We start from the raw sequence: 26848 nt of genomic DNA, 5'->3' as shown, positions 1-26848 counted from the left end.
ACGCCGCGCTGCGGCAGCGCAGACGCGGCAGCGCCCGCCCTGGCTGATGCCCATACCGCCGCCCATCACGACGCCGTCCATGAAAGCGATGTAGGGCTTGGGGTAGGTGAAGATGAGGTGGTTGAGCGCGTACTCCTCGGTGAAGAAATCCTCAAGTCGTGGGTCCCCGGCCAACGCCGCCTGGTGAAAAAAGCGGATGTCGCCACCGGCGCAGAAGGTCCCAAACGGGCCGTCCCGGCCCGTGCCGCGGATGGCCACCGCCACCACCGCCGGGTCGTCGCGCCAGACCAGCAGCGCTGCGGTCAGGGCGCGAATCATGCCCAGGTCGAGCGCGTTGAGGGCCTGGGGCCGATTCAGGGTTATGCGCCCGACCCCGTTGGGCGTGCGCTCGATCTGGACGACATCGCTGCAGGCAGCAGTCATCATGGGGAAGTCTCCTTTCGATGGGTCAGCCACAGATTGGCCAGCAGGGCACCGAGCACGAGCGCGCCGCCCTGCCAGACGTGAGGCGACGGCACCTCGCCCGCGCCCAGCCAGGCCAGTGCGATACCGAACAGCACCTCCAGCAGGGCCAGCAGCGACACCTCGATCGGCTTGAGCACGCGCGCGCAGACCACGGCCAACACGCACGGCACCGCCAGTTGCCACACCCCCAGGCCCGCCAGCCAGGCGACGTCGTGGCCGCTGGCCCGCAACGGCCATACCACCCCTGCCGTGCCCCACAGGAAGGTGACCACCACCATCAGGGCGATAGCCTGGCCGTGACGCAGCATCATGCGCTTTGCCGACTGGCGCGCTTGCGTTCGTGCTCCTTCAGGTAGCGCTTGCGCAGGCGAATGCTCTTGGGCGTGATCTCGACCAGCTCATCGTCCTCGATGAACTCGACCGCGTACTCCAGCGTCAGCTCGATCGGTGGGGTGAGCTTGATCGCATCGTCCTTGCCGGCGGCGCGGAAATTGGTGAGCTGCTTGGTGCGTACCGGGTTGACCACCAGGTCGTTGTCGCGGCTGTGAATGCCGATGATCATGCCTTCGTACACCGGGTCACCCGGGCGCACAAACATGCGGCCGCGGTCGTCGAGCTTGCCCAGCGCGTAGGCCACGATTTCGCCGTCATCCTGGCTGACCAGAACGCCATTCTTGCGTCTGGCGATCTCGCCGCGGTAGGGCTCGTAGCCATCGAAGATATTCGACATCAGGCCAGTGCCGCGCGTCAGGTTCAGGAATTCGGTCTGAAACCCGATCAGCCCCCGGGCCGGAATGCGGTACTCCAGGCGCACGCGCCCGCGCCCGTCAGGCTCCATGTTGATGAGCTCGCCGCGGCGCTCGCCCAGCGCCTGCATCACCGGCCCCTGATGCGTCTCCTCGATGTCGACGGTGAGCAGCTCGATCGGCTCGTGCCGCACCCCGTCGATGTCCTGAAACACCACGCGCGGCTTGGACACCGCCAGCTCGTAGCCTTCGCGGCGCATGTTCTCCAGCAGGATGGTCAGGTGCAGCTCACCGCGGCCGCTGACCTCGAACACGCCGTCTTCGGCCGTCTCGCGCACGCGCAGCGCCACATTGCTCTGCAGCTCACGCTGCAGCCGGTCCCAGATCTGGCGGCTGGTGACGAACCTGCCCTCGCGCCCGGCCAGGGGCGAGGTGTTGACGCAGAAGTTCATCGTCAGCGTCGGCTCGTCGATCTTGAGCATCGGCAGCGGCCGTGGATCGAGCGGGTCGCACACCGTCACGCCGATGCCGATATCCTCGATGCCGTTGATCAGCACGATGTCCCCCGGCCCTGCGCTGTCCACTGGTACGCGCTCCAGCCCTTGGAAAGTGAGCACTTGGTTGATGCGCCCTTTGCGGCGCGCGCCATCCGGCCCCTCGCACACCAGCACCTCGGTGCCGGGCCGCAGCGTGCCGGCGTTGATGCGTCCAACCCCGATACGCCCCACGTAGCTGGAGTAGTCCAGCGACGAAATTTGCAATTGCAGCGGTGCATCCGGGTCGCCCTCGTGCACCGGCACATACTTCAGGATCGTCTCAAACAGCGGCGTCATGTCGCTGCCCCAGGGCTGGCCCGGCTCGCCTTCGGTCAGCGCCGCCCATCCGTTCAGTCCCGAAGCATAGACAACCGGAAAATCGAGCTGCTCTTCGGTGGCGCCAAGCTTGTCGAACAGGTCGAACGCGGCGTTGATGACGTAGTCGGGCCGTGCCCCCGGCTTGTCTACCTTGTTCACCACCACGATGGGCTTGAGCCCCAGCGCCAGCGCCTTCTTGGTGACGAAGCGCGTCTGCGGCATCGGCCCCTCCTGGGCATCGATCAGCAACAGCACCCCATCCACCATCGACAGCGCGCGCTCCACCTCGCCGCCGAAGTCGGCGTGGCCGGGGGTGTCGACGATGTTGATGTGGGTGTTGCCCCAGCGCACGGCACAGTTTTTGGCCAGGATGGTGATGCCGCGCTCGCGCTCCAGATCGTTGCTGTCCATGACACGCTCGCCCACGGCCTGGTTGTCGCGGAACGTGCCGCTTTGGCGCAGCAGCTGGTCGACGAGCGTGGTCTTGCCGTGGTCCACGTGAGCGATGATGGCAATATTGCGAATGGGGGGACGATGGGTCATGACGGGTTTTGTTGCAGGGTCTGGGCAATTTCGGTGGGGGCGAGCAGCCGCAGCGGAATGAGCTCGCCGCCGGCGCAGCGGGCCACGCCCAGCAGCGCACGCGGCTGGCGGCCGAACACGGCCACGCACGCCGCCGCCGGCCACGGCCCGCGGCGGCGCAGGCCACTGAGGAAGCGCGCCGCATCGGCCGCCTCCAACATCACTTGGGGCACATCGGTCAGCAAGGTCTCTATGGGCAGCACCGCCTGCAGGCGCTGCTGCGGCAGCAGCGCCTGCAACGCGTCGAGGGTGACGGCATGCTGCAGCGTCAACCCCCCAGTGCCGGTGCGGCGCAGCGCGGTCAGATGCGCCCCACAGCCCAGCGCCGTGCCGATATCTTCGGCCAATGTGCGCACGTAGGTGCCCTTGCTGCAGCGCACCTGCATCCGCAAGGCAGTGGGGTCGCCCGACACCAAAGCCAGCGTCAACGCGTGGATGGTGATGGTGCGTGGCGCGCGTTCTACCTCGAATCCAGCACGCGCATATTCGTACAGCGCCTTGCCGTCTTTTTTGAGCGCACTGTACATCGGCGGTATCTGTTGCATCGGGCCGATGAAGCGTTGCGCCAGCGCTTGCAGTCGCACAGGGGTCAGCACCGCGGTGTCCACCGGCGCTTGGGCGATGATTTCGCCCTCGGCGTCTCCGGTGGAGGTGCGCACACCCAGCCGCAACGTGGCCTCGTACGCCTTGTCGGCGTCGAGCTGCAGCTGAGCAAATTTGGTGGCCGCCCCCAAACACACCGGCAGCAAGCCGCTGGCCAGCGGATCGAGCGTGCCGGTGTGTCCGGCCTTCTCGGCACCCAGCAGCCCTTTGACTTTGGACACCGCCGCCTGCGCGGACATACCCACCGGCTTGTCCAACAGCAGCACCCCATGCACGGGGCGCCGCGGCACCCGTGCACGGGGCTCGGCGCTCATGAGGGGTCCTCGTCCTTGCCGCGCGACGCCACCGCCTTGGCAATCAGTGCATTCAAATCGGCGGCACGCTCGATGGAGTGGTCGTAGATGAAGTGCAGCGTGGGCACCGTATGGATGTGCAGACGCTTGAACAAGACGTTGCGCAGAAAGCCAGCGCTCTGGTTCAGCGCCTCCTCACTGGCGTGCGGGTCGCCCACCAGGACGCTGAAGTACACCTTCGCGTGCGCATAGTCGGGTGTCACCTCCACCGCCTGAATGGTCACCATCCCCAGCCGCGGGTCCTTGAGCTCGCGGGCAATGAGCTCGCTGAGGTCGCGCTGGATTTGGTCGGCCACTTTCAGGCTGCGCCCGGGGCCCTTGCGTCTGACGGCCATCACCGCTCCTTACAGCGTACGCGCCACTTCCTTAATCTCGAAGAACTCCAGCTGATCACCGACCTGGATGTCGTTGTAGTTCTTGAGCTTGATGCCGCATTCGAAGCCCTCTTTGACCTCGCGCACGTCGTCCTTGAAGCGCTTGAGCGACTCGAGCTCGCCGGTGTAGATGACGACGTTGTCGCGCAGTAGGCGAAAGTGCGCGCTGCGCGTGACGTAGCCTTGGGTGACCATACAGCCCGCCACGGTGCCGATCTTCGACGCCACGAACACGTTGCGGATTTCGGCCATGCCAATGACTTCCTCGCGCTTTTCGGGCGCCAGCAGGCCGGCCATCGCCGCCTTCAGATCGTCCACCACATCGTAGATGATGTCGTAGTAGCGGATATCCACCCCAGAGGACTCGGCCAGCTTGCGCGCATTGGCGTCTGCCCGGGTATTGAAGCCGATGACCACTGCCCGCGACGCGATCGCCAGGTTGATGTCGGACTCGCTGATGCCGCCGACACCCGCGTAGACGATGTGCACCCGCACCTCGTCGGTGGAGAGCTTTTGCAGCGCTGCGGTGAGCGCTTCTTGCGAACCCTGCACGTCGGCCTTGAGAATGATCGGCAGGGTCTTGACCTCGCCGGCGGTCATCTCGGCGAACATGTTCTCCAGCTTGGCTGCCTGCTGCTTGGCTAGCTTGGTGCTGCGGTACTTGCCGGCGCGGTAGGTGGCGATCTCGCGCGCACGGCGCTCGTCGGCCATCACCATGAAGTCGTCGCCCGCCATCGGCACCTCGGCCAAGCCCAGAATCTCCACCGGAATCGAAGGACCGGCTTCCTTGACCTGCCGGCCGTTCTCGTCGAGCATGGCGCGCACACGGCCATACGTTTGGCCGGCCAGCACCACGTCGCCCACGCGCAGCGTGCCCGACTGTACCAGCGCCGTGGCCACCGGGCCGCGCCCCTTGTCCAGCCGCGCCTCGATCACGAGGCCCTTGGCCTTGGCGTCCACCGGCGCTTTGAGCTCCAGCACCTCGGCCTGCAGCAGCACGTTCTCCAGCAGGTCGTCGATCCCCATGCCGGTCTTGGACGACACGGCCACGAACGGCGAGTCGCCACCGAATTCTTCGGGCACCACCTCTTCGGCGACCAGCTCAGCCTTGACCTTCTCGATGTTGGCTTCGGGCTTGTCGGCCTTGGTCAGCGCCACCACAATCGGCACCCCCGCCGCCTTGGCGTGCTTGATGGCTTCGCGCGTCTGCGGCATGACGCCGTCGTCGGCCGCCACCACCAGGATGACGATGTCGGTGGCCTGCGCCCCGCGCGCACGCATGGCGGTAAACGCCTCGTGACCCGGGGTGTCCAAAAAGGTGACCACACCACGCGGCGTCTCGACGTGATATGCACCAATGTGCTGGGTGATGCCGCCAGCTTCACCCGCTGCCACCTTGGAGCGGCGGATGTAGTCCAGCAGCGAGGTCTTGCCGTGGTCCACGTGGCCCATGACGGTGACCACCGGCGGGCGCGGCTTGGGCTCGCCCTGGTACAGCACCGCCTCCTCTTCCGAGAACGCCTCGGGATCGTCCAACGCCGCGGCCACCGCCTTGTGACCCAGTTCCTCGACCACGATCATGGCCGTGTCCTGGTCCAGCGACTGGTTGATAGTCACCATCTGGCCCAGCTTCATCAGCACCTTGATGACTTCAGACGCCTTCAGCGCCATCTTGTGCGCCAGCTCGGCCACGGTGATCGTCTCGGGCACGTGCACTTCGAGCACGCGCTGCTCCGCGGCCGCCGGTGCACCGCCGCCCCGCTCGTCGCGCCCGCCGCGCACGGGCTTGCCCTTCGGGCCGGCGCGCCAGGCGCTGGCGCCACGCGGCCCGGCCGCGTCGCCACGGGTCTTCAGTTCCTTTTTCTTGCCCGCCTCATCCTTCCACGACGACGACAGCGCCTCGGATTTGATTTCCTTTTTCGCGGGGGCCGGCGCGGGGGCGGCCGGTGCGCGCGCCGGGGTATTGGCCGGCTTGTGCAGCGTGCCCTTGAGGGCGGGCTTGGGCGCTTCCGCCGGCTTGGGCTCTTCCGGCTTCTTGGCCACCAGCACTTTGCGCGGCTGCGCCATCATGGCGCGAATGGCCTCCGCCTCGGCCAACGCCTTGCGGCGGCGCTCCTCGAGTTCGCGCGCGCGGGCCTCCTCGGCCGCCTTCTCGGCTGCCGCCCGGGCAGCGGCCTCGGCGGCCTGCCGCTGCTGCTCGGCCTCTTCGCGCGCGGCCCGCTCCGCATCCGACGGGCCGGCGTCGCCGCCCGTGGCGGCGTCCGCCACCCCGGCCACCGCTTCGGCGCGCTGCCGCGCGGCCTCGCGCTCAGCCCGGGCACGCGCTTCGGCCGCCTCGCGCGCCAGCCGCGCCTCTTCGGCGGCGCGGGCTTCGGCCTCCTCGCGCTCGCGCCGCTGGCGCGCCAGCGCCTCTTCCTCGGCACGCAGCCGCTCGGCCTGCGCGCGCGCTTCCTCTTCACGGCGTGCCAGCTCGGCTGCCTGCGCAGCCTGCAGCGCTTCCTCGTCCGCCACCGAGGCGGCCGTGTCGGTCGACGCTGGCGGTACTTCGTCCTCGCGCTTGACGAACGTGCGCTTCTTGCGCACTTCCACCTGGATGGTGCGGGCACGCCCGGTTGCGTCCGCCTGCTTGATCTCGGTGGTGGAGCGCTTGGTCAGCGTGATTTTGCGCCGTTCTTGTGCGGCCGTGCCATGCGCCGCCTTCAGGTGCGCCAGCAGGCGCTGCTTGTCGGCCTCGGTGACCGGGTCGCTACCGGCACGCTTGTCCACGCCGGCGGCGGCAAACTGCTCCAGCAGCAGCGAGACGGGTTTATTCAGTTCGGCAGCGAATTCGGCGACGGTGTTACTCGACATAGGCCTTGGTCCTCATACTCGGCGGAGCGCATCACGACTGGGCGGACGACGAGGCGCCGTCGGTAAACCAGCGCTCACGCGCTTTCATGATCAGGGCCGTCGCTTCCTCCCGGCTCTGTCCCGTGATCTCTGTCAGCTCGTCGACCGACAAGTCGGCCAGGTCATCGAGCGTGTGCACGCCAGCGGCGGCCAGCTGGGCAATGCGGTCCGCATTCAACCCCTGGAGGTTGCGCAGATCCTGCGACACCTCCTCCAGCCGCTCCTCCTTGGCGATTTCCATCGTCAGCAGCGCATCCTTGGCGCGCGCACGCAGCTCGTTGACGGTGTCCTCGTCGAAGGCCTCGATCTCCAGCATCTCGGCCAGCGGCACGTAGGCCACCTCCTCCAGGCTGGTGAAGCCCTCCTCGATCAGGATGTCGGCGATTTCCTCGTCAACATCGAGCTTGTGCATGAACAGCTCGCGCAGTGCTTGCCGCTCCTGCGCCTGCTTCTGCGCCGACTCTTCGGCCGTCATGATGTTGATCTTCCAGCCGGTCAGCTCCGAGGCCAGGCGCACGTTCTGGCCGCCGCGGCCGATGGCAATCGGCAGGTTTTCCTCATCCACCACCACGTCCATCGCATGGCGGTCTTCATCGACCACAATCGACTGCACGTTGGCCGGTGCCAGCGCGCCAATCACGAACTGCGCCGGGTCGTCGCTCCACAGCACGATGTCGACGCGCTCACCGGCCAGTTCATTGGTCACCGCATTGACGCGCGAGCCGCGCACCCCCACGCAGGTACCGATCGGGTCGATGCGCCGATCGTGCGACAGCACGGCGATCTTGGCGCGGCTGCCCGGGTCGCGCGCGCAGGCCTTGATCTCGAGCAACCCCTGCTCGATCTCTGGCACTTCCTGGCGGAAGAGCTCGATCATGAACTCGGGCGCGGCCCGCGACAGCAGGATCGGCGCGCCGCGCAGCGTCGGATCGACCTCGACGATGAGCGCGCGCACCCGGTCGCCCGAGCGGAAGTTCTCCTTCGGGATCATCTCGCTGCGCTTGAGCCGCCCCTCCACGCGGCCGCTTTCCACGATCACGTCACCCTTGTCCAATCGCTTGACGGTACCGACGAAAATCCGGTCACCGCGCGACAGAAAGTCGTTGAGCAGCATCTCGCGCTCGGCATCGCGGATTTTCTGCAGGATGACCTGTTTGGCAGCCATGGCGCCGATGCGGCCGATGGGCACGCTCTCGATGCGCTTTTCGATGACATCGCCGACCTGGATACCCGGGTGATCCTCGACGGCGTCGGAGTACAGCTCCTCGGCGTCGGGATTCTGCAGGCCGGCCTCGTCGGGCACCACCTTCCAGCGCCGGAACGTCTCGTAGGTGCCGGTGTCGGGGTCGATAGCGACGCGCACGTCCACATCCCCTCCGAGCAACTTGCGCGTGGCCGACGCCAGCGCCGCTTCCACGGCCGCCAGCACGACGCGCGGCTCCACATTCTTTTCGCGCGAGATGGCATCGATCAACATCAACATTTCGCGATTCATTCTTCTGGCCTGCCTTTCACACTGCCTGTGAGGGATGGGTCAATCCTGCGGGGCGCCGCCGCGCGGGCGGCGCCCCTTGAAATCCACGACCGGCGCCAGACGCGCCTCACGCACCTCGTCGAGGGCGAAGCCCAGCACGGTCACCGCCTCGGGGTCTGACGCAGACACCGCGTCGCGACCAGGGCGGCGACGCGCTCCCTGCCCATGTTGCGCCGGCTCGGGCAATAACTCCAGCGCCCACTGCCCAGGGACGGTGCCGGCCTTGAGGACGCCGCGGAAGTGCTTGCGCGCCGGCGCCACGCCGCCGCCCGCCGCCGTCCCGATGGGCTGGCGCAGCGTCACCTCCACCACCTCGCCCACGAAGCGCTGGTAATCGCGTTCGTGACGCAGCGGCCGGTCGATGCCCGGTGAACCGACTTCCAGCCGCCGGTAGTCCACGCCCTCGACTTCCAGCACGTACTGCAGCTGGCGCGTCACGCGCTCGCAGTCATCCACGGTGATGAAGCGCTGCCCAGAGGCGCCGGGCGTCCAGGGCCAGTCGATGGTCACGCGCAGCAGCCCACCGGCGGAGCGCTCCAGCTCCACCAGCTCGTAGCCCAGACCCGTGACCGTCTGCTCCACCACCTGCTGCCAACCCATGCCTGCCGCCTGTCCTGCACCGATTCAGAAAACCTGGCGCCGCTGCCCGGCGCGATCGACCAAAAAAAATGGGCCGGTGAACACCCGCCCATGTGGTCGTGAGGCTGCTATTCTAGCAGATTGAACGAAAAATGCAGCCCCTACAGGGGCTGCCTGTCTCCATCCCCTGCGCCCTTGGAGCCCTGCCGTGATCGACGTCTACTCCTGGCCCACCCCGAACGGACACAAGGTTCACATTGCGCTGGAAGAGTGCGGCCTGCGCCTGGGGCGCGACTGGCGCGTGCACCCCATCGATATCGGCCAGGGCGAGCAGTTCGCGCCCGACTTCCTGCGTATCAGCCCCAACAACAAGATCCCCGCCATCGTCGACCCCCAGGGGCCGGATGGGCGCCCGATCGCGCTGTTCGAATCGGGCGCGATTCTGCTGTACCTGGCCAGCAAAACCGGCAAGCTGCTGCCCAAGACCGACCGGCAGCGCTGGGAAGTGCTGCAGTGGCTGATGTTCCAAATGGGGGGCGTCGGGCCGATGCTCGGTCAGGCACATCACTTCCGGCTTTACGCCCCGCAGAAAATCGACTACGCCATCGAGCGCTACACCAACGAAGCCCGGCGCCTGTACGGCGTGATGGAGCGCCGCCTGCAGACCAGCCCCTGGCTGGGCGGACGCAGCTACAGCGTGGCCGACGTGGCCACCTTTCCCTGGGTGCGGGTGTGGCGCAACCAAGGTATCGACATCGACGACTTTCCGGCGGTGCGTGCATGGCTGCAACGCATTGAGGCCCGAGCGGCGGTGCAGCGCGGTTTGCAGGTGCTGGCCGACGCGCGCAAGCCGCTGGACAATCGGGCACGCCAGACCCTGTTCGGCCAGGGCGCGGCGCCCAGCCGCTGACCGCCGCACCGGCGGGGCGTACCGGCACGCGCTACGCCGTGCACGCCCCCCATGGCAGCCCGAGCCGCTACAATGGGGGCTCGATGTCGGAGCGTAGCGCAGTCTGGTAGCGCATCTGCTTTGGGAGCAGAGGGTCGAAGGTTCGAATCCTTTCGCTCCGACCATCCCGCCTACCCCCTGCCGTCCGTAGCTCAGCGGGATAGAGCAACGGCCTTCTAAGCCGTGGGTCGGGGGTTCGAGCCCCTCCGGACGGGCCAGCACGTCAGGCCGGCAAGGCGCCGCCGGTCACGGCGCTGTCAGCGTCGGGTACGGGCACCCACGTCAGTCGCCAGCCTCGTCTTGATAGCGGGCATGGATCGCCCGCACTTCGTCCCATGCCGACAGAAAGGCATCGACCAGCCGGGGATCGAAATGCCGCCCCGCCTGCTCCTGCAAGAAGGCGCGCGCCCGCTCCATCGGCCACGCCTTTTTATAGGGTCGCTCCGACGTCAGGGCGTCGAACACGTCCGCCACCGCAACGATGCGGCCATACAGCGGAATGGCGTCACCGGCCAGCCCGTTCGGGTAGCCGCTGCCATCGAACTTTTCGTGGTGGGCCAGTGCGATGGTGGCTGCCGCCTGCAGCAGCGGCGCCTGCGATCCGGCCAGGATCTCGTAGCCGATCTGCGGATGCCGCTTCATGATCGTGAACTCGGCCTCGTCCAGCCGTCCCGGCTTGAGCAGGATGGCGTCGGGAATGCCGACCTTGCCCACATCGTGCATCGGGCTGGCCTCCAGCAGCAGATCCTGCTCGGCAGCCGGCAGCCCAATGACGCGCGCAATCAGCTGCGCATAGTGTGACATGCGCAGCAGGTGGCTACCGGTCTCGGGATCGCGGTACTCGGCGGCACGTGACAGCCGCAGCACCGTCTCTTGTTCGCGCCGGCGGATGTCGGCGGTGGCCTTGGCCACCTCGTCGGCCAGCCACGCCGCGCGATCCTTGAGCTTGCGCTCGGCGTCGATCAGCGCCAGCTGGTTGCGCACACGGGCGATGAACTCCACGCTGTCCAGCGGCTTGTTGAGGAAGTCACGCGCGCCCAGATCGAGCGCGCGGTAGCGCACCTCGCGCTCCAGATCGGCGGTGATCATGATCACCGGCACCTGAGCCCGTCCGGGCAGCGCCGCCAGACGCTGCATGAAGGTCAGGCCGTCCATCGCCGGCATCATGTAGTCCAGCAGGATCAGATCCGGGCAATGCTCTTCGCACCACTGCAGGGCCAGCAGGGGGTCATCCAGCGCGACGCTTTCGGCCTGCGGCACGCGCTGCAGCAGGCGCTCGATCAGCGTCAGGTTGGTGGCATTGTCATCGACGGCAAGCACCAGCGCCATGGCGCGCATCCTCCGGTTTCATCGGGGCGTCATTTCGGCCAGACGGATGCGAAACGCCGCTACCGCAGCGTCCAGTGCCGCCACGGCGCCAGCCTCCACCCGCCCATGGCGCGCCGCGGCTTCAATCGCCTCGCTCAGGCTGGCGAGCGCGCGCGCGCCAACGCTGCCGGCTGCGCCCTTGAGCTCGTGCGCCGCCGCGTATAGGGTGGGCGCGTGGGCGTGTCGCGCGGCGGTGTGCAGGCGCGCCACCAAGTCGTCGAGGCCGCCGTCGAACAGCAGCAGGATCTCATACGCCAGTTGCAGGTCATCACCGGTGGCTGCCGCCAGAGCCGCGACATCGATGGCATCGTCCATGGTTCATTCTCCCACACCGCTGGCCGGTGCCGCCCCAATGCGTCGCAACACGGCCTCCAGGCGCTCGCGTGTCACCGGCTTGGACAGGTAGTCATCCATACCGGCCGCCAGACACGTCTGGCGGTCGCCCTCCAGTGCGTTGGCCGTCATCGCGATGATGGGCACCCGATCGCGTCCCAGCTCAGCCTCCAGGCGGCGAATTTCGGCCGTGGCGGCAAAGCCGTCCATCTCGGGCATTTGGCAGTCCATCAGCACGACGTCCACCACCTGGTCGCGCCAACGCTGCACCGCCTCGCGCCCACTGCCGGCCACCAGCACCCGGTGCCCCAGCTTGCCCAGCATGGCCATCGCCACGCGCTGGTTGACGGGGTTGTCCTCGGCCAGCAGCACGGTCAGCTCACCGGCCTGCTGGGGCGCTGACTCGTCGGCAGCCGGCAATGAGGTTGGCCCGCCCACGAACAGCTCGGCCAAGCGGTCGTGAATGCGCGACTGTGCCAGCGGTGGCGCAAACACCGCGGCGGCTCCACGGCGTTGCCAGTGCGCGCGTGCCGCGCGCTCGGCCCCCGCCGGCAGCGCCACCAGCAACGGCACGCGCCCGTGTGCGCTCACCTGCTGGGCCAGCGTCTCGTGCGCGGGTTGGGGATCGACGAGCAGCACGCCTTCCACCGGTGCCTGCAGCGCCTGTTGCCACGCCTCGACGTCACAGGGCTGCAACTCGATTTGCCAGGCGTGCAGCAGCCGCCGCCACACCGCCAGCAAAGGCCCGTCGGCACCGGCAACGGCCAGGCGCAGCCCCGCCAGGGTTTCGCGCGCGGGCAGCGTCTCTACGGGCTGCAGGGGCAGTTCGACGATGAACGCACTGCCGCGCCCGGGCTCGCTCTCCACCCGGATCGATCCCCCCATGGCCTCGGCCAGCCGCTTGCAGATCGCCAGTCCCAAGCCAGTGCCACCGTATTTACGGGTAGTGGCCACTTCGGCCTGGCTGAACGGCTTGAACAGCCGCGGCAGCTGCTGCGGCTCGATGCCCGGTCCGCTGTCGCGCACCGTCAAGCGCAGCCGCCCATCGGCTGCCTCGGCCACCAGTTCGATGCTGCCCTGTTCGGTAAACTTAACCGCATTGCTCAGCAGATTGAGCAGAATCTGGCGGACCCGGGTCGGGTCCAGCCGCAGGACGCGCGGCAGCCCTGGATCGACGCGGCTGGCCAGCACCACTGGGCGCTGCTCCAGCCGCGGGCCGACCACGTCCAGACAATCGTCGAGCAGCGCACCCACATCCACGCAGCGCCATTCGAGCTCGACGGCGTTGGCCTCCAGCTTGGAGTAGTCGAGAATGTCGTTGATGAGCGCCAGCAGGTGATCCGCCGAGTGCTTGATGGTGTGCACATACTCGCGTTGCTCGCCGCTGAGCGGCGTGTCCGCCAGCAGGTCGGCCATGCCGATGACGCCGTTGAGCGGGGTGCGGATTTCGTGGCTCACCACGGCCAGAAACTCTGCCTTCAGCCGCGCCGCCGCTTCGGCGTCCTCCTTGGCCTGGCGCAGGTGCCGCTCCAGTTCTTTCTGCGCCGACACGTCGTCGAACACCGCCACCGAGGCGATCAGGGTCTCACCGCGATACAGCGGCGCGGCTACCACCCGCACCGGCACGGGCCGCCCGTCGCGGTGCCAGAACACCTCGTCGTCGGAGCGGTAGATGGCACGATCGGTGAAGGCCTGCCGGATCGGGCAGGCCGACTCGGGCAAGGGGGTGCCGTCGCCCCGGTGGTGATGGATCAGCGCGTGCAGGTTGTGGCCGATGACCTCGGCCGCGCGCCAACCCAGCAGCCGCTCGGCGGTGGCGTTGAAAAACGTGCATCGTCCTTCGCCGTCGAGGGTGTAGACCCCCGCCCCCAGGTGGTCGATGACGGATTGCAGGTACTCGTTGCTGCGCTGCAGCCGGTCGCGCAGCCGCTCCAGCTCCGCCTGGCGCTCCTTCTGCTCGCTGATGTCCTGAAACATGCCCACGTAGCTGCGCACCACACCGGCCTGGTCGGGCACCGCGATGATGGTGAGCAATTCCGGATACAGGGATCCGTCCTTGCGCCGGTTCCAGATTTCGCCCTGCCAATGCCCGTCGGTGCGGATCGTCGCCCACATGGCGTCGAAAAAGGCCGCGTCGTGCGTGCCCGAGGACAGCACGCGCGGCGTGTGCCCCAGCACCTCGTCGCGCCGGTAGCCGGTGATGCGCGAGAAGGCCGGATTGGCGTCCACGATGCGCTGCGCCGCATCACACACCAGCATCGCCTGGGGCGACAGGTCGAAAACGCGCGCGCTCAGGCGCTGCGCCAGCAGCAGCTCGCTGACGCGGCGATGCTCGCGACAGGCCGCCAGCGCCACCACGAAGCGATCCAGCACCCGCGCGATCTCGGCCAGCGCCGCCGGGGGATAGGGGTGCGGCACCTGGATGCCCAGCACGCCGAATTCGCGCAGTGGCCACAGATGCACCGAGGGGCCGGTGTCTTCCGGGCTGCCCTCCCCGTCCAGCGCGCGTGACCAGTGCGCCGAGGGTCCGGGCGGCAGGTCGCTCCCCCCACCCTGCCCCGCATCGAGCGGACTGCCGGCCAACCAGCCAGACCAAGACGCGCTCCAGTCGTGCCGCCGTGGGCGACCGTTGAAGCGCCACGCGCCGTCGCCCTCGCGGCGTGCCAGCACACACGCCAGCGGCATCAGCCGGTCGGCGATCACGCCCAGCAGGTTGTCCTCCTCGCGCTGCTCGTCCAGCGTAGTCCCGATACCCAGCGCCACTTCGAACAGCACCAGGCGCAACCGGCTGATGAAGGTATCCATCCTTGGCGTTCCTGGGCAGACCCTAAGGCAACAGCGCCAGGGTAGCGGTCTTGTTGCAGAACGCCAGCCGCTGAGTGGGTATGCCCCCCGCCACTTCGCCCAGCGTCAGCGCGCCGGCGGTCGGCACTTCATCGGGCACCAGCCGCTGCAGCTCGGCGGAAAAGCCGCTGTCTTCGCCCAGAAACAGCACACGCGAGATGCAGTCGAAGACCAGGCGTCCAGAGACCGTGGGCGCGCTGAGTCGGCCAAGGTCGCCGGCCGCCTGCAGCAGCGTCTGTGGGCTGCCGGTCAGCAGCGTCAGCGTCGTGTGCGGCCGCACCGCCCCCACGCACACCAGGGCTTCGCCCTCGACCCGAATGGGATCGCGCACGATGAATTCGCCATCGGCCCGCAGCAGCCCCAGCGGGAACGCCTTGGCCACCTCGAAAAAATTGTCGGCGTCGATCGCGACCCCCGCCACCGGCTCGACCAGGCGACGGTACACCGTCAGCGCCGGCTCCCAGTTCAGCGTGTGGACCACGTTGCCCTGCGCCTCCGTCGCCTCGAGCACCAGACCAGCGTCGAGCGGCTGCCAGCCGTGGCGCACGCCCAGCGTCAGGGGAACGGGCAACGCCGCCACTGCCGCCACATCGGCTTCGAAACCCTGCGCCGTCAGCACGCAGGGCTGTTGCCGCAACGACAGCGAGCCGCAACCACCACCGACGGTCCGCACACCAACGCCCACCTCGTTGTACAGGGCATCGATCAGCGGCTGGATGTGGGCGCCCAGGCCGTCGGTCAATACCAGCAGCGATGCCGCCTGCGCCAGTGCAGCCGGAATCTGCGGTTGTGCCGCCAGCGCGATGCGGTGCACCGGTGCCGCCCACGGCAAACCCACCACCACACCACCGTGCGCCAGCAGCCGCCGCTGCGCGAGCACGCGCGGGAACACGCCCCCCAACAGCGGCAGCGTTTGCCGCCGCGCCCAGGCATCGAGGGCGGACGCCGACCACCCCTGCCCTTCGGCCAGTAACACGATCAGGCTGCGCACGCCGCTGGCGCCCTGCACGGCGGCGGCCGCGTCGGCCAGCGCAGCGACCTCGGAGATCTCGAAAACACGCAGATACATGCCCGCAGCAACAGTGTGTGTGGGGGGTGCACAGCGCCACGCGAGCCGCCTGTGGGCGATCGGATGGGCAGTTGGCGTGCGACCTTGCCAACCCGCTCGTCGTGCGTCTCGCTGCCGCTGCCTCAATGGTAGCGCAGCGACGAAGACGCGCTGCCGGCGTGGCAACGGACACCGCCGCGCAGGCTCGACGCGATTGGGCAGCACGCCCGGGCACCGCCGGCGCACCCGGCCGATCCCGCCCGCGCTGTCCCGACAAGCAGCGCGGCAATGGTGTCCCTGCTAACATCGGCGTCCCCTGCGCGGTGGCTGCCACCGCGTGTGCCGACCGGCGCGTACGCGCGTCCCCGCCGGACCACGAGCGTCGCGTCCCCGCTTTGACACCGATTCGCGTCCACCGCGCACCATGACCGTCACCATCAAGGATTCCGCCGGCATCGAAGGCATGCGGCGCGCTGGCCGTCTGGCCGCGGAAGTGCTCGACTATCTCGCACCTTTCGTGCGCCCCGGCATTACCACCAACGAGCTCGACCGTCTGGCGCACGACTACATCGTCAACGTGCAGCAGGCCGTCCCCGCGCCGCTGAACTACGCGCCCCACGGCTACCAGCCCTACCCCAGGAGCATCTGCACCTCGGTCAACCACGTCGTCTGTCACGGCATCCCGAACGACAAGCCGCTGAAAAAGGGCGATATCGTCAACATCGACATCACCGTCATCAAAGACGGCTGGCACGGCGACACCAGCCGCATGTTTCTGGTCGGTGAGGTGGCACCGCACGCGCGCCGGCTGTGCCAGGTGACGTACGAGGCGATGTGGAAGGGCATCATGATGGTGCGCCCCGGGGTGCGGCTGGGCGACATCGGCCATGCCATCCAGACCTACGCCGAGGCCGCCGGCTACAGCGTGGTGCGCGAATTCTGTGGCCACGGTATCGGCCAGCGCTTTCACGAAGATCCGCAGGTGCTGCACTACGGCCGCCCCGGCACGGGGATGGAGCTGCGCCCGGGCATGACCTTCACCATCGAGCCGATGATCAACCAGGGCCGACGCGACATCCGCGAGCTGGGCGACGGCTGGACCATCGTCACCAAGGACCGCTCGCTATCCGCCCAGTGGGAGCACACCGTGCTGTGCACCGAAACCGGCTTCGAGGTGCTGACGATCTCCTCCGGCATGCCGGCGCCGCCCCCATTCGTCCCGACCGCAGCCACGGTGTAGCGGCGCCGCCACGCTCACCGCCATGCCCCTGGCCTGCCGTTTGCTTCCACGGCCGCACCATGCGCTGCAACCCACCCCCCAGCCCAGCTGGCGCGGACACGACCGACACCGATGTGACCGCGCTGCGCCAGCGCTACCGCGACGGCAAGCAGGCACTGCTGCGCGCGATCGAGGCGCTGCACGCGCGCTCGCGTGGGGTGCGCCCGCTGCTGCGCCGGCTGGCGCGGCTGACCGACGGGGTGCTGCGCGAGCTGTGGTCACACGCGGGGCTGCCGTCCGACGCGGCCCTGGTGGCGGTGGGCGGATACGGCCGCGGCGAACTGTTTCCCTACTCTGACGTGGACGTGCTGCTGCTGCTGCCGGACGGCACGCAGCCGCAGAGCGACCCGGCGCTGCAGCAGGCGCTAGAGCGCTTCATCGGCAGTTGCTGGGACGCGGGGTTGGAGATCGGCTCCAGCGTGCGCACTGTGGCCGAGTGCCTGCAAGAGGCCGCGGCCGACATCTCGGTGCAGACCGCGCTGCTGGAGAGCCGCTGGCTGGCGGGCGACCGGCGCTGCTTCGTCGCGCTGGGGCGGGCACTGGCCGGACAAATCGAGCCGCTGACCTTTTGCCGCGCCAAGCTGTTCGAGATGCAGCAGCGCCACCTGCGGTATGAAAATACCCCCTACGCGCTGGAGCCCAACTGCAAGGAATCGCCCGGCGGCCTGCGTGACCTGCAGGTGATTCTGTGGGTGGCCAAGGCGGCTGGCCTGGGGCACAGCTGGGATGAACTGGCACGCCGGGGCCTAGCCACGGCGCGCGAGTCCCGCCAACTCAAGGCCAACGAGGCGTTTTTGAGCTTGATCCGCGCGCGGCTGCACGTGCTGGCGCGCCGGCGCGAAGATCGCCTGATCTTCGATCTGCAGACCGCGCTGGCCGACGCGTTCGGCATCGAGCCCGGTGGCGTCAGCGGCAGCGCGCGCGAGCAGACCGCGCGGCGCGCGCGCCGCGCCAGCGAGCGCTTGATGCGCCGTTACTACTGGGCGGCCAAGGCCGTCACCCAGCTCAACCAGATTTTGCTGCTCAACATCCAGGAACGGCTGGCGCGGGATGAGCTGGGCGTGCAGCCGCTGCGCGCGCTCAACGCCCGTTTTCTCGACCGCAGCGGCATGCTGGAGGTGGCTTCCGACGACCTGTATTGGCGCGAGCCGCACGCCATTCTGGAAACCTTTTTGCTCTACGAACAGACGCCGGGCATCAAGGGCCTGTCGGCCCGCACGCTGCGCGCGCTGTACAACGCCCGGCCGGTGATGAACGCGGCGTTCCGGCGCGATCCGGTCAACCGGCGCACCTTCCTGCAGATCCTGCAGCAACCGCAGGGCATTACGCATGCGCTGCGGCTGATGAACCAGACCTCGGTGCTGGGCCGCTACCTGTGGCCGTTCCGCAATACGGTCGGCCAAATGCAGCACGACCTGTTCCACGTCTACACCGTCGACCAGCACATCCTGATGGTGGTGCGCAACGTGCGGCGCTTTTTTATGCCCGAGCACGCGCACGAATACCCGTTTTGCTCGCAGCTGGCCGCCGGCTGGGATAAGCCGTGGCTGCTGTATCTGGCGGCGCTATTTCACGACATCGGCAAAGGCCGTGGTGGCGACCACTCGGTGCTGGGGGCGCGCGACGTGCGCACCTTCGCGCGCCAGCACGGCATGACACCCGAGGACACCGAGCTGGTGCAGTTTCTGGTGGCCGAACACCTGACCATGAGCCACGTCGCGCAACGCGAGGACATTAGCGACCCCGAGGTGATCCGCGCCTTTGCGCGCCGCGTCGGCGACGAGCGGCGCCTGACCGGTCTGTACCTGCTGACGGTGGCCGACATCCGCGGCACCAGCCCCAAGGTCTGGAACGGCTGGAAGGCCAAGCTGCTGGAAGACCTGTATCGGCTTACGCTGCGCGTGCTCGGCGGCGGCGCACCCGACCCGCACGCCGAGGTCGAAGCACGCAAGCGCGAGGCGCTGGCGCTGCTGGCCCTGCACGCGCTGCCACACCAGGCCCACCAGGCGCTGTGGGCGCGGCTAGACGTCGGTTACTTCATGCGCCACAGCGCCGACGAGATCGCCTGGCACACGCGCCACATCACGCGTGCGCTGGCCCATGGGGGGGCCAACGGCGCCGTCCCTGTGGTGCGTGCGCGCCAGTCACCCGCCGGCGAAGGCCTGCAGGTGCTGGTGTTCTGCCCCGATCAACCTGACCTGTTCGCGCGCATCTGCGGCTACTTCGACCAGGCCGGCTTCTCGATTCTGGACGCCAAGATCCACACCACGGCCGACGGCCACGCACTCGACACCTTCCAGGTCGCCGCCGACACCCTGGCCGACCACTACCGCGAGCTGGTGTCGCTGGTGGAAAGCGGCCTGCCACAGGCGCTGCTGCCGGGTAGCCCGCTGCCGCGCGCCGGCAAAGGGCGCGTGTCACGGCGCGTGCGCAGCTTTCCGATGGTGCCACGCGTGCAGCTGCAGCCCGACGAGCGCGCGCAGCGCTGGCTGCTCAGTGTCTCGGCCAGCGACCGCAAGGGCCTGCTGGTGCGTATCGCCGAGGTCTTTGCCCGCCACCGCATCCAGCTGCAGCTGGCCAAGGTCACGACGCTGGGCGAGCGCGTCGAAGACACCTTCGTCATCACCGGCCCCACCCTGCACGTGGCACGCGAGCAGGCCGCATTGACCCAGGATTTGCTGAACGTACTCGACGAGGCCTGAGCTTGCCGCTATAGTGGGCGCGCAATGCGGACGCGGGGTCCGCGTGACTGTCAGGGGAGTGTTGCCATGCCGATGCTCAGCCGCTGTGTCTCCGTCGCCAGCCTGCTCGTGGCCTCGGTAGCCAGCGCCGACGTGCCCGCCATCTTCCGCGATGCCGACCTGGCACTGGGTGAGCAGCTCATCCGCCAGCACCGCTGCAGCCAGTGCCACGCCGAAAAGGTGGGTGGGGACGGCAGCGCCATTTATCGGCCCCTGGGGCGCATCAATACCGCCGGCCTGCTGCGCGGTATGGTGGAGCAGTGCAACAGCGCGCTGAACCTGCAGATGTGGCCGGAGGAGGTGACAGCGGTGGCCGCCGTCCTCAACCGCGACCACTACCGCTTCCGGGATTGACGCCCACGCCCGTGGCAGCCGGGCGCACTCGCGTCCGCCACGGCCCGGGCGTCGCGAAGGATTGACCCCAACGCCCGGCAACCCCCGGCGCGGACGACCGCGTCAGGCCGCACCGCCCAGCAGCACGCGCAGTCCGGCCTCGTCAATCACCGGCACCCCCAGCGCGCGCGCTTTGTCGAGCTTGCTGCCTGCGGCCTCCCCCGCAACGACATAGTGCGTTTTGCGGCTGACCGAGCCGCTGACCTTGCCTCCCGCGGCCTCGATGAGCGCCTGCGCCTGCTCGCGCGTCAGCGTAGGCAGCGTGCCAGTGAGCACGAACGTCTGGCCCGCCAGCGGCCGCGGCGCATCGGGTGCGTGCTCCGGGTCGGGCTCCGGCCAGTGCACCCCACAGGCGCGCAGCTGCTCGATCACCTCCCGGTTGTGCGGCTGCGCAAAAAAGGTGGCCACGCTGCGCGCCACCACCGGGCCGACATCCGGCGCCTGCTGCAGCTCGTCGATGCTGGCGTCCATGATGGCCTGCAGCGTGCCCCAATGGCGCGCCAGGTCGCGCGCGGTGCGCTCGCCCACATGCCGAATGCCCAGCGCAAACAGAAAGCGCGCCAGCGTGGTGGTCTTCGACGCTTCGATGGCGGCCAGCACATTGGAGGCCGACTTCTCTGCCATGCGCTCCAGTCCCACCAGCGCCGTCAGCCCCAGCCGATACAGATCGGCTACGGTGCGCACCAGTCCCGCGTCCACCAGTTGCTCGACGAGTTTGTCCCCCAGCCCCTCGATATCCATCGCGCGCCGCTGGGCAAAGTGCAGGATGGCCTGCTTGCGCTGCGCCGGGCAATACAGGCCGCCGGTGCAGCGGTGTTCGACTTCGCCCTCCTCGCGCACCACCGCCGACCCGCAGGCCGGGCACTGCGCGGGCATGCGAAACGGCTCGCCGCGCGGCTCGGGCAGCGGCGGCGCCACCGCCACCACTTCCGGAATCACGTCGCCAGCCCGCCGCACGATCACCGTGTCGCCCACGCGCACGTCCTTGCGCGCCACCTCGTCGGCGTTGTGCAGCGTGGCGTTGGTGACGGTAACACCACCGACGAACACCGGCTCGAGCTTGGCCACCGGCGTGAGCTTGCCGGTGCGCCCCACCTGCACGTCGATGGCCAGCACGCGGGTGAGCTGCTCCTGCGCCGGGTATTTGTGCGCGATGGCCCAGCGCGGCTCGCGCGTGACGAAGCCCAGGCGCTGCTGCCAGTCCAGCCGGTCCACCTTGTACACGACGCCGTCGATGTCGTAGGGCAGCTGGTCGCGCCGCGCGCCGATGTCGCGGTGGTAGGCGGCCAGCGCCTCGCCGCCCGCACAGCGCCACGCCAGTTCGGACACCGGAAAGCCCCACGCGCGCAACGACTGCAACACGTCCCAGTGGGTGTTCCAGTGCGGCCCACCCGCCTCGGGCGCACTCACCTCCCCCACCCCGTAGGCAAAGAAGCTCAGCGGCCGCGCGGCCGCCACCACCGGGTCGAGCTGGCGCACCGCGCCGGCTGCTGCATTGCGGGGATTGACGAAGGTTTTTTCGCCCGCTGCGCGCTGCCGCGCATTGAGCGCCTCAAACGCATCGCGCCGCATGTAGACCTCACCGCGCACCTCCAGCCGCGGCACCGCCACCCCATCGCCGCGCAGGCGCAGCGGGATCTGCCCGATGGTGCGGATATTCTGCGTCACGTCTTCGCCGGTTTCGCCGTCGCCGCGGGTGGCGGCGCACAGCAGCACGCCGTGCTCGTAGCGCAGGCTGATCGCCAGCCCGTCGAACTTGGGCTCGGCCACGTACTCCACCGGCGGATCCTGAGGCCCCAGCCCCAGCTCCCGGCGGATACGGGCGTCGAACACCAGCGCCGCCGCCGCATCGGTGTCGGTTTCGGTGCGGATGCTCAACATCGGCACCGTGTGCCGCACCGTAGCGAACCCCTCCAGTGGTCGGCCCCCAACGCGTTGGGTGGGCGAGTCGGGCGTGACCCACTGCGGATGCCGCGCCTCTAGCGCCTGCAGCTCGGCAAACAGCCGGTCGTACTCCGCATCCGGAATCTCCGGGTCGTCCAGGACGTAGTAGCGCCACGCGTGGTGATGCAGTAGGGTGCGCAGGGTTTGCAGGCGCGCGTATTCCGGATCGGCGGCCAGCGACGTGCCTGCACCGTCGCCAGTCGCCACTCCGGTGCGCCAATCGGACGTGTGCCCCTGCGGGGCGCCCTTCGCCGCCGCTGACGGGTCACGCCCCCCCGCGAATAGGTCATCCTGCGCGGCGGCAGGCGGCGCAGGCCGGTTCGCGGAGGCGTCCCCGGGCGGATTGCGGTGCGGAACATCGGTGCTCACGCCGTCATTATCGGGCCGCCAGGCCGCCACGGCATCGCGGTCACGCCATCAGTCAGTCGGCGCCAGGCGGGTGGTGAACCAGCGCGCCGCGTCCGCCCTGTCTGCGGCTGTCCCCGCGACGTGCGGCAGCAGCCAACGCAGCGTGTTGTGCACGGCCACCGGATCGGGCGTGACGTCGCTGACGAACGAGGCGCGTGCATGCATCAGAACGGCCAGAAACAGCGCCCGATCCTCACCGAGGTCCAGCACATCGGCGTGCCCTGCCAGATCGAGCGGGCTGGCGGTCTGCAGCCAGCGCAGGCTGCGCTGTACGGCGCGCGCCAGCGCGCGCAGCTCAGCAGCATGGCTGGCCAGCACGGCCGGCGCCGCGCTCAGACAGGCCCCCAACACCGGCCCGCCGAACAAGCGCTGACTGTGCTCGGGATTACGGGTATCGAGCTCCAGCTGCAGCACGCCGGTGCGCTGCAGGCGGGTCAGCCACGGGTCTGCGACACAGACGGCGTCTATGCGCCGAGCCAGAAAATCACGCGCCAACCCCTCAGGCGTGGCATGTGGGGCCAGGATAGCGCCCGCGCGCTGTGCCCCACCCAACGGGCGCCACAGATGCGCCAGTGCCAGCCGGGCCGTGCGATCGTGTTCCAACACACCCACCACCGCCCCGCGCCAGCGCTGCCGGGCCGCCGGCGACGGCCCGTCCACATGCCAGCCCAGGCCCAGTTGGGGGGTTCGCGTCAGCGCGGCAAACACCTGCAGAGGGCGTGCGGCCACATGCGCCTGCACCACTGCATCGAACGGTGTGGCGTATACTGGCACGGCGGGTGCGGCCTGCGCTGCCAGCGCATCGGCGGCCGGCCCGGCGCCGAGGCTGACCTCTACCCCCTCGGCCTCGAAGAACCCCAGCCGCTGCGCCAGCCACAGTGGCACGCACGCCAGCGGCGCAGCGGCGACACCGGCGACGCTGAGGCGAACCGAGGCCGCCGCCGGGCGCACCACCCCCAGCCCGCCAACGAGCACCACCGCCATTGTGATGAGCTGGCGCCGTTCCATGGCCGAATACCCCCTTGCGGCCTGGTCAGCCGCTGGCATTCAGCATATGGCGCGCTACCCTGACGCACCATCGGGATCTGCCCCATCCGGGTTGACCCGCAGCCCGCACCTGCGGCACGGCATCGGGAACGACCAGCAGGGTGCCGCAGCCGACGGCATGGCCGCTTAGTGCCGGTCGGCCAGGGCGTGGGCAATCGTGCCCAGATCGACGTACTCGAGTTCGCTGCCCACCGGCACACCGCGCGCCAGCCGGGTCACGCGCAGCCCCAGCGCCCGCGCCAGCTGGCTAACCACATGCGCCGTCGCCTCTCCTTCGGCGGTGAAATTGGTGGCGACAATCACTTCCTGCACTGCCGGCGCGGTTTGCAGGCGCTGCAGCAGCGGGCGCAGGCCAATGTCGTCCGGGCCGATGCCGTCGAGCGGACTCAGGTGCCCCATCAGGACGAAATAACGTCCGCGGTACACGCCGGTGCGCTCGATGGCCGCCTGATCCGCCGGTGTTTCGACGACGCACAGTTGCGTCGCGTCGCGTGTCGGGTCGGCACAAGTGGGGCAGAGCTCGTCCTCGGCCAGCGTGTGGCACAACGCGCAATGGCGCACCCCTTGCACTGCCGCTTGCAGCGCCTGCGCCAGCTGCAACGCCCCGTCGCGGTCGTGCTGCAGCAGGTGGTAGGCCATGCGCGCCGCCGAGCGCTGCCCCACACCGGGCAAGCGCTGCAGGGCCTGCATCAGCGCCCGCAGTCGTCCAGGCGAGGCTTCGCTCATCGGGGGCACGCGCGCGCCGCGCTCAGAACGGGAACTTCATCCCGCCGGGCAGGCCCGGCATGCCGGCGGTGATCTTGGCCATGCGCTCCTGCGTCGCCTCTTCCACCCGCCGCACCGCAGCGTTGAAGGCCGCCGCCACCAAATCCTCCAGCATATCTTTGTCATCGGCCAGCAGGCTGGGGTCGATGGTGACGCGTTTGACGTCGTGCTTGCCGGTCATGACCACCTTGACGAGTCCGGCACCGGACTCGCCCGTGACTTCCAGCGTAGCCAGCTCTTCCTGTGCACGACGCAGATTCTCCTGCATGGCCTGGGCCTGTTTCATCAGGCCAGCCAGTTGCCCTTTGTTGAACATGGGTGTGGGTCCTTACCAACGATCAGGGTGACGGCGCGGGGCCGTCGACGGCTTCGATGCTACCAGGGACGATGATGGCGCCGTAATCGCGCATCATCGCCTGCACGAAGGGATCGGCGCGCAGGGTGGCTTCGGCCGCCTGCAGTCGCGCCCGCTGGGCCGCTGCACGGCGCAGGGCCGGCGCATCGGGAGCCGGTCCCACTTCGACCTCCAGCCGCCAGTCGGCAGCCAGCCCGAGCTGCTCGATGAGCGCGCGCCGCAGACGCTCGCGGGGCGTGTCCTGCGCTAGCACGGCCTGCGGCACCCGCAGCCGCGCACCGCTGCCCGCGCACGCCACGCACTCCGACTGCAGCGCCAGCTCGCGCGCCAGCGCCTGCACGCGTCCGCTGGCCTCCAGCTCATCGACCACGCGCGCCCACCAGTCGCCCAGCGTGCCGTCGCCCTCGCGCCACGGAAGCTCGCCACGGGGGCCGTCGGCCGGCGCCGTCGCACCCACTGTCGCGCTTGCGGCCCCGGGCACTGCCTCGTCCACCGAACGGCTCGCCCCCTCCCCATCAGCCGAAACACGGACCACATCTGCGAAAGCAGAGGCTGCCGGTGGCGCGACAGGCGCGTCCACCACGGCCGACGGCGGGGACACAGGCGGGGCAGGCACTGCCACCGGCGTCGGCACGCACCGGTCTGGCGCCATGGTCGGCGCAGCCGGTGGCACCGAGTCCAGCGGCGCCGATGGCACGACCGCGGGCGCGGAGGCCAGAAAAGTCAACGCTCGCAGCAAAATCATGGTCAGCGCGGCATACTCGTCCGGCGCCAGCCCCAGCTCGCCGCGCCCGTGCAGGCACAGGCTATACAGCAGTTGCGTCACGTCCGGCGGCAGCGCCTGCGCCAGCGTGTCCAGCTGGGCATCATCGGTGTCGGCCGCCGCGCCGGTCCACTGCCGCACCGCCACGCGCTGCAGCAGCAGCACCAGCTCCTCCAGCGTCGCGTCCGGGGCCACGCCGTTTTGCCGCATGGTCTGCACGGTCTGCACCACCTCGGTCGCATCGCGGCGCGCCAGCGCCTGCAGCAGCGCCAGCACGTAGCCATCCTCCACCGCTCCCAACATCTGCCGCACACCGGCCTCCTGCAGCGCGCCGCCGCAAAAGGCAATGGCCTGGTCCGTCAGGCTGAGTGCATCGCGCATCGAGCCGCGTGCCGCACGGGCCAGCAACCGCACGGCGCCCGCCTCAGCCGTCACCCCCTCGGTCGCTAGCACGCGCTGCAGGTGCTCGGCCACCGTCTCGGGTGCCATCGGCCGCAGGTTGAACTGCAGGCAGCGGCTGAGCACCGTCACCGGCACCTTCTGCGGGTCGGTGGTCGCCAGCACAAACTTCAGGTACTCCGGTGGTTCCTCTAGCGTCTTCAACATGGCGTTGAAGGCGGTGCTGGTGAGCATGTGCACTTCGTCGATCATGAAGACCTTGAAGCGCCCCTGCACCGGCTTGTAGACCGCCTGCTCCAGCAGGGTCTGCACCTCATCGACCCCGCGGTTCGACGCCGCGTCCAGCTCGGTGTAGTCGACGAAGCGGCCGGCGTCGATGGCGCGGCAGGCATCGCACACCCCGCACGGGGCATCGGTGATGTCGCCCTGCCCATCCGGCCCCGTGCAGTTGAGCGACTTGGCCAGAATGCGCGAAACGGTGGTCTTGCCCACGCCGCGCGTACCCGTGAACAGGTAAGCGTGATGCAGCCGCCGCGTGCGCAGGGCGTTGCCCAACGCCTGCACCACGTGCTCCTGCCCCACCATCTCGGCAAACGTCTTGGGACGGTATTTGCGGGCCAGGACGACGTAGGACATGGTCGCATTCTATCGAGGGGCAGACGTACGTCAGCGCGCTGTCATACAATGGCGCCCGACGGGCCTTCCCGCATGGGGAAGCGGCTAACCGGGTCAGGTGGGGAACCAAGCAGCCCTAACCGTGTAGCCAGTGCCGGGGTCAAGGCTCGTCACCCACTTTTGGACCACCAACTCCGAGTCGATCCGAGGCCCAGCACCATGGCGAGTGACCTGATCAAACACGTGACCGATGCCACCTTCGACGCCGATGTGCTCCAGTCGGCCACCCCGGTGCTGGTGGACTTCTGGGCCGAGTGGTGCGGCCCGTGCCGCATGATCGCGCCCATCCTGGACGAAGTCGCCACCGCCTACCAGGGACGGCTGCAGGTGGCCAAGGTCAACGTGGACGAAAACCGCTCGGTGCCGGCGCAGTACGGTATCCGGGGCATCCCGACCCTGATGCTGTTCAAGGGTGGGCAACTCGCCGCCACCAAGGTTGGTGCGTTGTCCAAGGCGCAGCTGACGGCGTTCATCGAACCCCATCTGGCCTGAGCGCTCGGCGCGAGCATAGCGCCCACGTTGGCACGGGGCGCGCGCGGGTCTTCGCAGCGCCTCAAC

Annotated in this window: 22 protein-coding genes, 2 tRNA genes and 1 other RNA gene; 8 read left to right on the top strand and 17 right to left on the bottom strand. The window is 68.8% G+C overall.

Annotated features, from left to right (window positions below; genetic code table 11):
• From V7Z54_RS00705 to rimP, 8 genes are all read right to left on the bottom strand, one after another.
• Positions 1-426: enoyl-CoA hydratase/isomerase family protein (locus tag V7Z54_RS00705; protein WP_443082395.1), on the bottom strand; the 426-nt coding region annotated here is incomplete at its 3' end.
• Positions 423-776 carry a hypothetical protein gene (locus tag V7Z54_RS00700; RefSeq protein ID WP_334133587.1) on the bottom strand — a complete coding sequence of 118 codons (354 nt, stop codon included), beginning with the start codon at positions 774-776 and terminating at the stop codon, positions 423-425. The genes V7Z54_RS00700 and V7Z54_RS00705, both read right to left, overlap by 4 nt.
• Positions 773-2608: a translational GTPase TypA gene (gene typA, locus V7Z54_RS00695; protein WP_334133585.1), complete on the bottom strand. Its 1836-nt coding sequence runs from the start codon at positions 2606-2608 to the stop codon at positions 773-775. The genes V7Z54_RS00700 and typA overlap by 4 nt, the downstream gene beginning before the upstream one ends.
• Positions 2605-3564, bottom strand: a complete 960-nt coding sequence (truB, locus tag V7Z54_RS00690; protein ID WP_334133584.1) for a tRNA pseudouridine(55) synthase TruB — start codon at positions 3562-3564, stop codon at positions 2605-2607. Before truB ends, typA begins: the two co-directional genes overlap by 4 nt.
• Positions 3561-3938 carry a 30S ribosome-binding factor RbfA gene (gene rbfA, locus V7Z54_RS00685; RefSeq protein WP_334133582.1) on the bottom strand — a complete coding sequence of 126 codons (378 nt, stop codon included), beginning with the start codon at positions 3936-3938 and terminating at the stop codon, positions 3561-3563. The genes truB and rbfA overlap by 4 nt, the downstream gene beginning before the upstream one ends.
• A gap of 9 nt (positions 3939-3947) precedes the next feature.
• The gene (gene infB, locus V7Z54_RS00680) at positions 3948-6827 is read right to left on the bottom strand and encodes a translation initiation factor IF-2 (RefSeq protein ID WP_334133580.1); all 2880 of its coding nucleotides are present in this window, start codon (positions 6825-6827) and stop codon (positions 3948-3950) included.
• A 31-nt stretch (positions 6828-6858) separates the two neighbouring features.
• Positions 6859-8361 (bottom strand): transcription termination factor NusA, encoded by a 1503-nt coding sequence (nusA, locus tag V7Z54_RS00675; protein WP_334133579.1) that lies wholly within the window; start codon positions 8359-8361, stop codon positions 6859-6861.
• 39 nt (positions 8362-8400) lie between these two features.
• Entirely contained in the window at positions 8401-9000 is a 600-nt protein-coding gene (gene rimP / locus V7Z54_RS00670) for a ribosome maturation factor RimP (RefSeq protein WP_334133578.1), read from the bottom strand.
• A 187-nt stretch (positions 9001-9187) separates the two neighbouring features.
• Between rimP and V7Z54_RS00665 the strand changes: the two genes are divergently transcribed.
• The 3 genes from V7Z54_RS00665 to V7Z54_RS00655 all read left to right on the top strand — a co-directional run bounded on the left by V7Z54_RS00665 (position 9188) and on the right by V7Z54_RS00655 (position 10146).
• Positions 9188-9889: a glutathione binding-like protein gene (locus tag V7Z54_RS00665; protein WP_334133576.1), complete on the top strand. Its 702-nt coding sequence runs from the start codon at positions 9188-9190 to the stop codon at positions 9887-9889.
• Between the two features lie 87 nt (positions 9890-9976).
• A tRNA-Pro gene (locus V7Z54_RS00660) sits at positions 9977-10053 on the top strand.
• A 16-nt stretch (positions 10054-10069) separates the two neighbouring features.
• Positions 10070-10146: transfer RNA gene (locus V7Z54_RS00655), tRNA-Arg, on the top strand.
• A gap of 64 nt (positions 10147-10210) precedes the next feature.
• On the opposite strand, the gene V7Z54_RS00650 is transcribed toward V7Z54_RS00655, so the two are convergent.
• Genes V7Z54_RS00650 through V7Z54_RS00635 form a run of 4 tightly spaced genes read right to left on the bottom strand, consistent with a single transcriptional unit; the run spans position 10211 to position 15542 of the window.
• Positions 10211-11257 carry an HD-GYP domain-containing protein gene (locus tag V7Z54_RS00650; RefSeq protein WP_334133573.1) on the bottom strand — a complete coding sequence of 349 codons (1047 nt, stop codon included), beginning with the start codon at positions 11255-11257 and terminating at the stop codon, positions 10211-10213.
• Between the two features lie 18 nt (positions 11258-11275).
• Positions 11276-11611: an Hpt domain-containing protein gene (locus V7Z54_RS00645; protein WP_334133572.1), complete on the bottom strand. Its 336-nt coding sequence runs from the start codon at positions 11609-11611 to the stop codon at positions 11276-11278.
• 3 nt (positions 11612-11614) lie between these two features.
• Positions 11615-14434, bottom strand: a complete 2820-nt coding sequence (locus V7Z54_RS00640; protein WP_334133570.1) for a PAS domain S-box protein — start codon at positions 14432-14434, stop codon at positions 11615-11617.
• 22 nt (positions 14435-14456) lie between these two features.
• Positions 14457-15542: an FIST C-terminal domain-containing protein gene (locus V7Z54_RS00635; protein ID WP_334133569.1), complete on the bottom strand. Its 1086-nt coding sequence runs from the start codon at positions 15540-15542 to the stop codon at positions 14457-14459.
• A gap of 403 nt (positions 15543-15945) precedes the next feature.
• Here V7Z54_RS00635 and map point away from each other — a divergent pair, with 403 nt between their 5' ends.
• From map to V7Z54_RS00620, 3 genes are all read left to right on the top strand, one after another.
• Entirely contained in the window at positions 15946-16761 is an 816-nt protein-coding gene (gene map, locus V7Z54_RS00630; protein ID WP_334133568.1) for a type I methionyl aminopeptidase, read from the top strand.
• A 59-nt stretch (positions 16762-16820) separates the two neighbouring features.
• Entirely contained in the window at positions 16821-19502 is a 2682-nt protein-coding gene (locus V7Z54_RS00625) for a [protein-PII] uridylyltransferase (protein WP_334133567.1), read from the top strand.
• Between the two features lie 66 nt (positions 19503-19568).
• Positions 19569-19895 (top strand): hypothetical protein, encoded by a 327-nt coding sequence (locus V7Z54_RS00620; protein WP_334133565.1) that lies wholly within the window; start codon positions 19569-19571, stop codon positions 19893-19895.
• 102 nt (positions 19896-19997) lie between these two features.
• On the opposite strand, the gene ligA is transcribed toward V7Z54_RS00620, so the two are convergent.
• The 5 genes from ligA to dnaX form a co-directional block, all read right to left on the bottom strand.
• Positions 19998-22055, bottom strand: a complete 2058-nt coding sequence (ligA, locus tag V7Z54_RS00615) for an NAD-dependent DNA ligase LigA (protein ID WP_334133594.1) — start codon at positions 22053-22055, stop codon at positions 19998-20000.
• 240 nt (positions 22056-22295) lie between these two features.
• Positions 22296-23294, bottom strand: a complete 999-nt coding sequence (locus V7Z54_RS00610; RefSeq protein WP_334133563.1) for an ABC transporter substrate-binding protein — start codon at positions 23292-23294, stop codon at positions 22296-22298.
• A gap of 165 nt (positions 23295-23459) precedes the next feature.
• Entirely contained in the window at positions 23460-24059 is a 600-nt protein-coding gene (recR, locus tag V7Z54_RS00605) for a recombination mediator RecR (RefSeq protein ID WP_334133561.1), read from the bottom strand.
• 22 nt (positions 24060-24081) lie between these two features.
• Positions 24082-24414 (bottom strand): YbaB/EbfC family nucleoid-associated protein, encoded by a 333-nt coding sequence (locus tag V7Z54_RS00600; protein WP_334133560.1) that lies wholly within the window; start codon positions 24412-24414, stop codon positions 24082-24084.
• Between the two features lie 22 nt (positions 24415-24436).
• Complete coding sequence (gene dnaX, locus V7Z54_RS00595; RefSeq protein WP_334133559.1) at positions 24437-26251, bottom strand: DNA polymerase III subunit gamma/tau; 1815 nt, start codon at positions 26249-26251, stop codon at positions 24437-24439.
• Between the two features lie 57 nt (positions 26252-26308).
• On the opposite strand from dnaX, the gene ffs reads away from it, so the two are divergent.
• Positions 26309-26405: signal recognition particle sRNA small type (ffs, locus tag V7Z54_RS00590), an RNA gene on the top strand.
• Positions 26406-26449: 44 nt separating this feature from the next.
• The gene (trxA, locus tag V7Z54_RS00585) at positions 26450-26782 is read left to right on the top strand and encodes a thioredoxin TrxA (protein ID WP_334133557.1); all 333 of its coding nucleotides are present in this window, start codon (positions 26450-26452) and stop codon (positions 26780-26782) included.
• Positions 26783-26848: the final 66 nt, after the last annotated feature.

It is taken from the genome of Tepidimonas sp. (assembly GCF_036824975.1).
Classification (GTDB): Bacteria; Pseudomonadota; Gammaproteobacteria; order Burkholderiales; family Burkholderiaceae_C; genus Tepidimonas.
The sequence above is the reverse complement of the archived record's forward strand: the minus strand, read 5'-3'. Positions and strand labels throughout refer to the sequence as shown.

What these genes read in the sequence shown, in the direction of transcription:
- V7Z54_RS00700 (WP_334133587.1), bottom strand. Translation starts at nt 776, where the DNA reads ATGATGCTGCGTCACGGCCAGGCTATCGCCCTGATGGTGGTGGTCACC.
- typA (WP_334133585.1), bottom strand. Translation starts at nt 2,608, where the DNA reads ATGACCCATCGTCCCCCCATTCGCAATATTGCCATCATCGCTCACGTG.
- truB (WP_334133584.1), bottom strand. Translation starts at nt 3,564, where the DNA reads ATGAGCGCCGAGCCCCGTGCACGGGTGCCGCGGCGCCCCGTGCATGGG.
- rbfA (WP_334133582.1), bottom strand. Translation starts at nt 3,938, where the DNA reads ATGGCCGTCAGACGCAAGGGCCCCGGGCGCAGCCTGAAAGTGGCCGAC.
- infB (WP_334133580.1), bottom strand. Translation starts at nt 6,827, where the DNA reads ATGTCGAGTAACACCGTCGCCGAATTCGCTGCCGAACTGAATAAACCC.
- nusA (WP_334133579.1), bottom strand. Translation starts at nt 8,361, where the DNA reads ATGAATCGCGAAATGTTGATGTTGATCGATGCCATCTCGCGCGAAAAG.
- rimP (WP_334133578.1), bottom strand. Translation starts at nt 9,000, where the DNA reads ATGGGTTGGCAGCAGGTGGTGGAGCAGACGGTCACGGGTCTGGGCTAC.
- V7Z54_RS00650 (WP_334133573.1), bottom strand. Translation starts at nt 11,257, where the DNA reads ATGGCGCTGGTGCTTGCCGTCGATGACAATGCCACCAACCTGACGCTG.
- V7Z54_RS00645 (WP_334133572.1), bottom strand. Translation starts at nt 11,611, where the DNA reads ATGGACGATGCCATCGATGTCGCGGCTCTGGCGGCAGCCACCGGTGAT.
- V7Z54_RS00640 (WP_334133570.1), bottom strand. Translation starts at nt 14,434, where the DNA reads ATGGATACCTTCATCAGCCGGTTGCGCCTGGTGCTGTTCGAAGTGGCG.
- V7Z54_RS00635 (WP_334133569.1), bottom strand. Translation starts at nt 15,542, where the DNA reads ATGTATCTGCGTGTTTTCGAGATCTCCGAGGTCGCTGCGCTGGCCGAC.
- map (WP_334133568.1), top strand. Translation starts at nt 15,946, where the DNA reads ATGACCGTCACCATCAAGGATTCCGCCGGCATCGAAGGCATGCGGCGC.
- V7Z54_RS00625 (WP_334133567.1), top strand. Translation starts at nt 16,821, where the DNA reads ATGCGCTGCAACCCACCCCCCAGCCCAGCTGGCGCGGACACGACCGAC.
- V7Z54_RS00620 (WP_334133565.1), top strand. Translation starts at nt 19,569, where the DNA reads ATGCCGATGCTCAGCCGCTGTGTCTCCGTCGCCAGCCTGCTCGTGGCC.
- V7Z54_RS00610 (WP_334133563.1), bottom strand. Translation starts at nt 23,294, where the DNA reads ATGGAACGGCGCCAGCTCATCACAATGGCGGTGGTGCTCGTTGGCGGG.
- recR (WP_334133561.1), bottom strand. Translation starts at nt 24,059, where the DNA reads ATGAGCGAAGCCTCGCCTGGACGACTGCGGGCGCTGATGCAGGCCCTG.
- V7Z54_RS00600 (WP_334133560.1), bottom strand. Translation starts at nt 24,414, where the DNA reads ATGTTCAACAAAGGGCAACTGGCTGGCCTGATGAAACAGGCCCAGGCC.
- dnaX (WP_334133559.1), bottom strand. Translation starts at nt 26,251, where the DNA reads ATGTCCTACGTCGTCCTGGCCCGCAAATACCGTCCCAAGACGTTTGCC.
- trxA (WP_334133557.1), top strand. Translation starts at nt 26,450, where the DNA reads ATGGCGAGTGACCTGATCAAACACGTGACCGATGCCACCTTCGACGCC.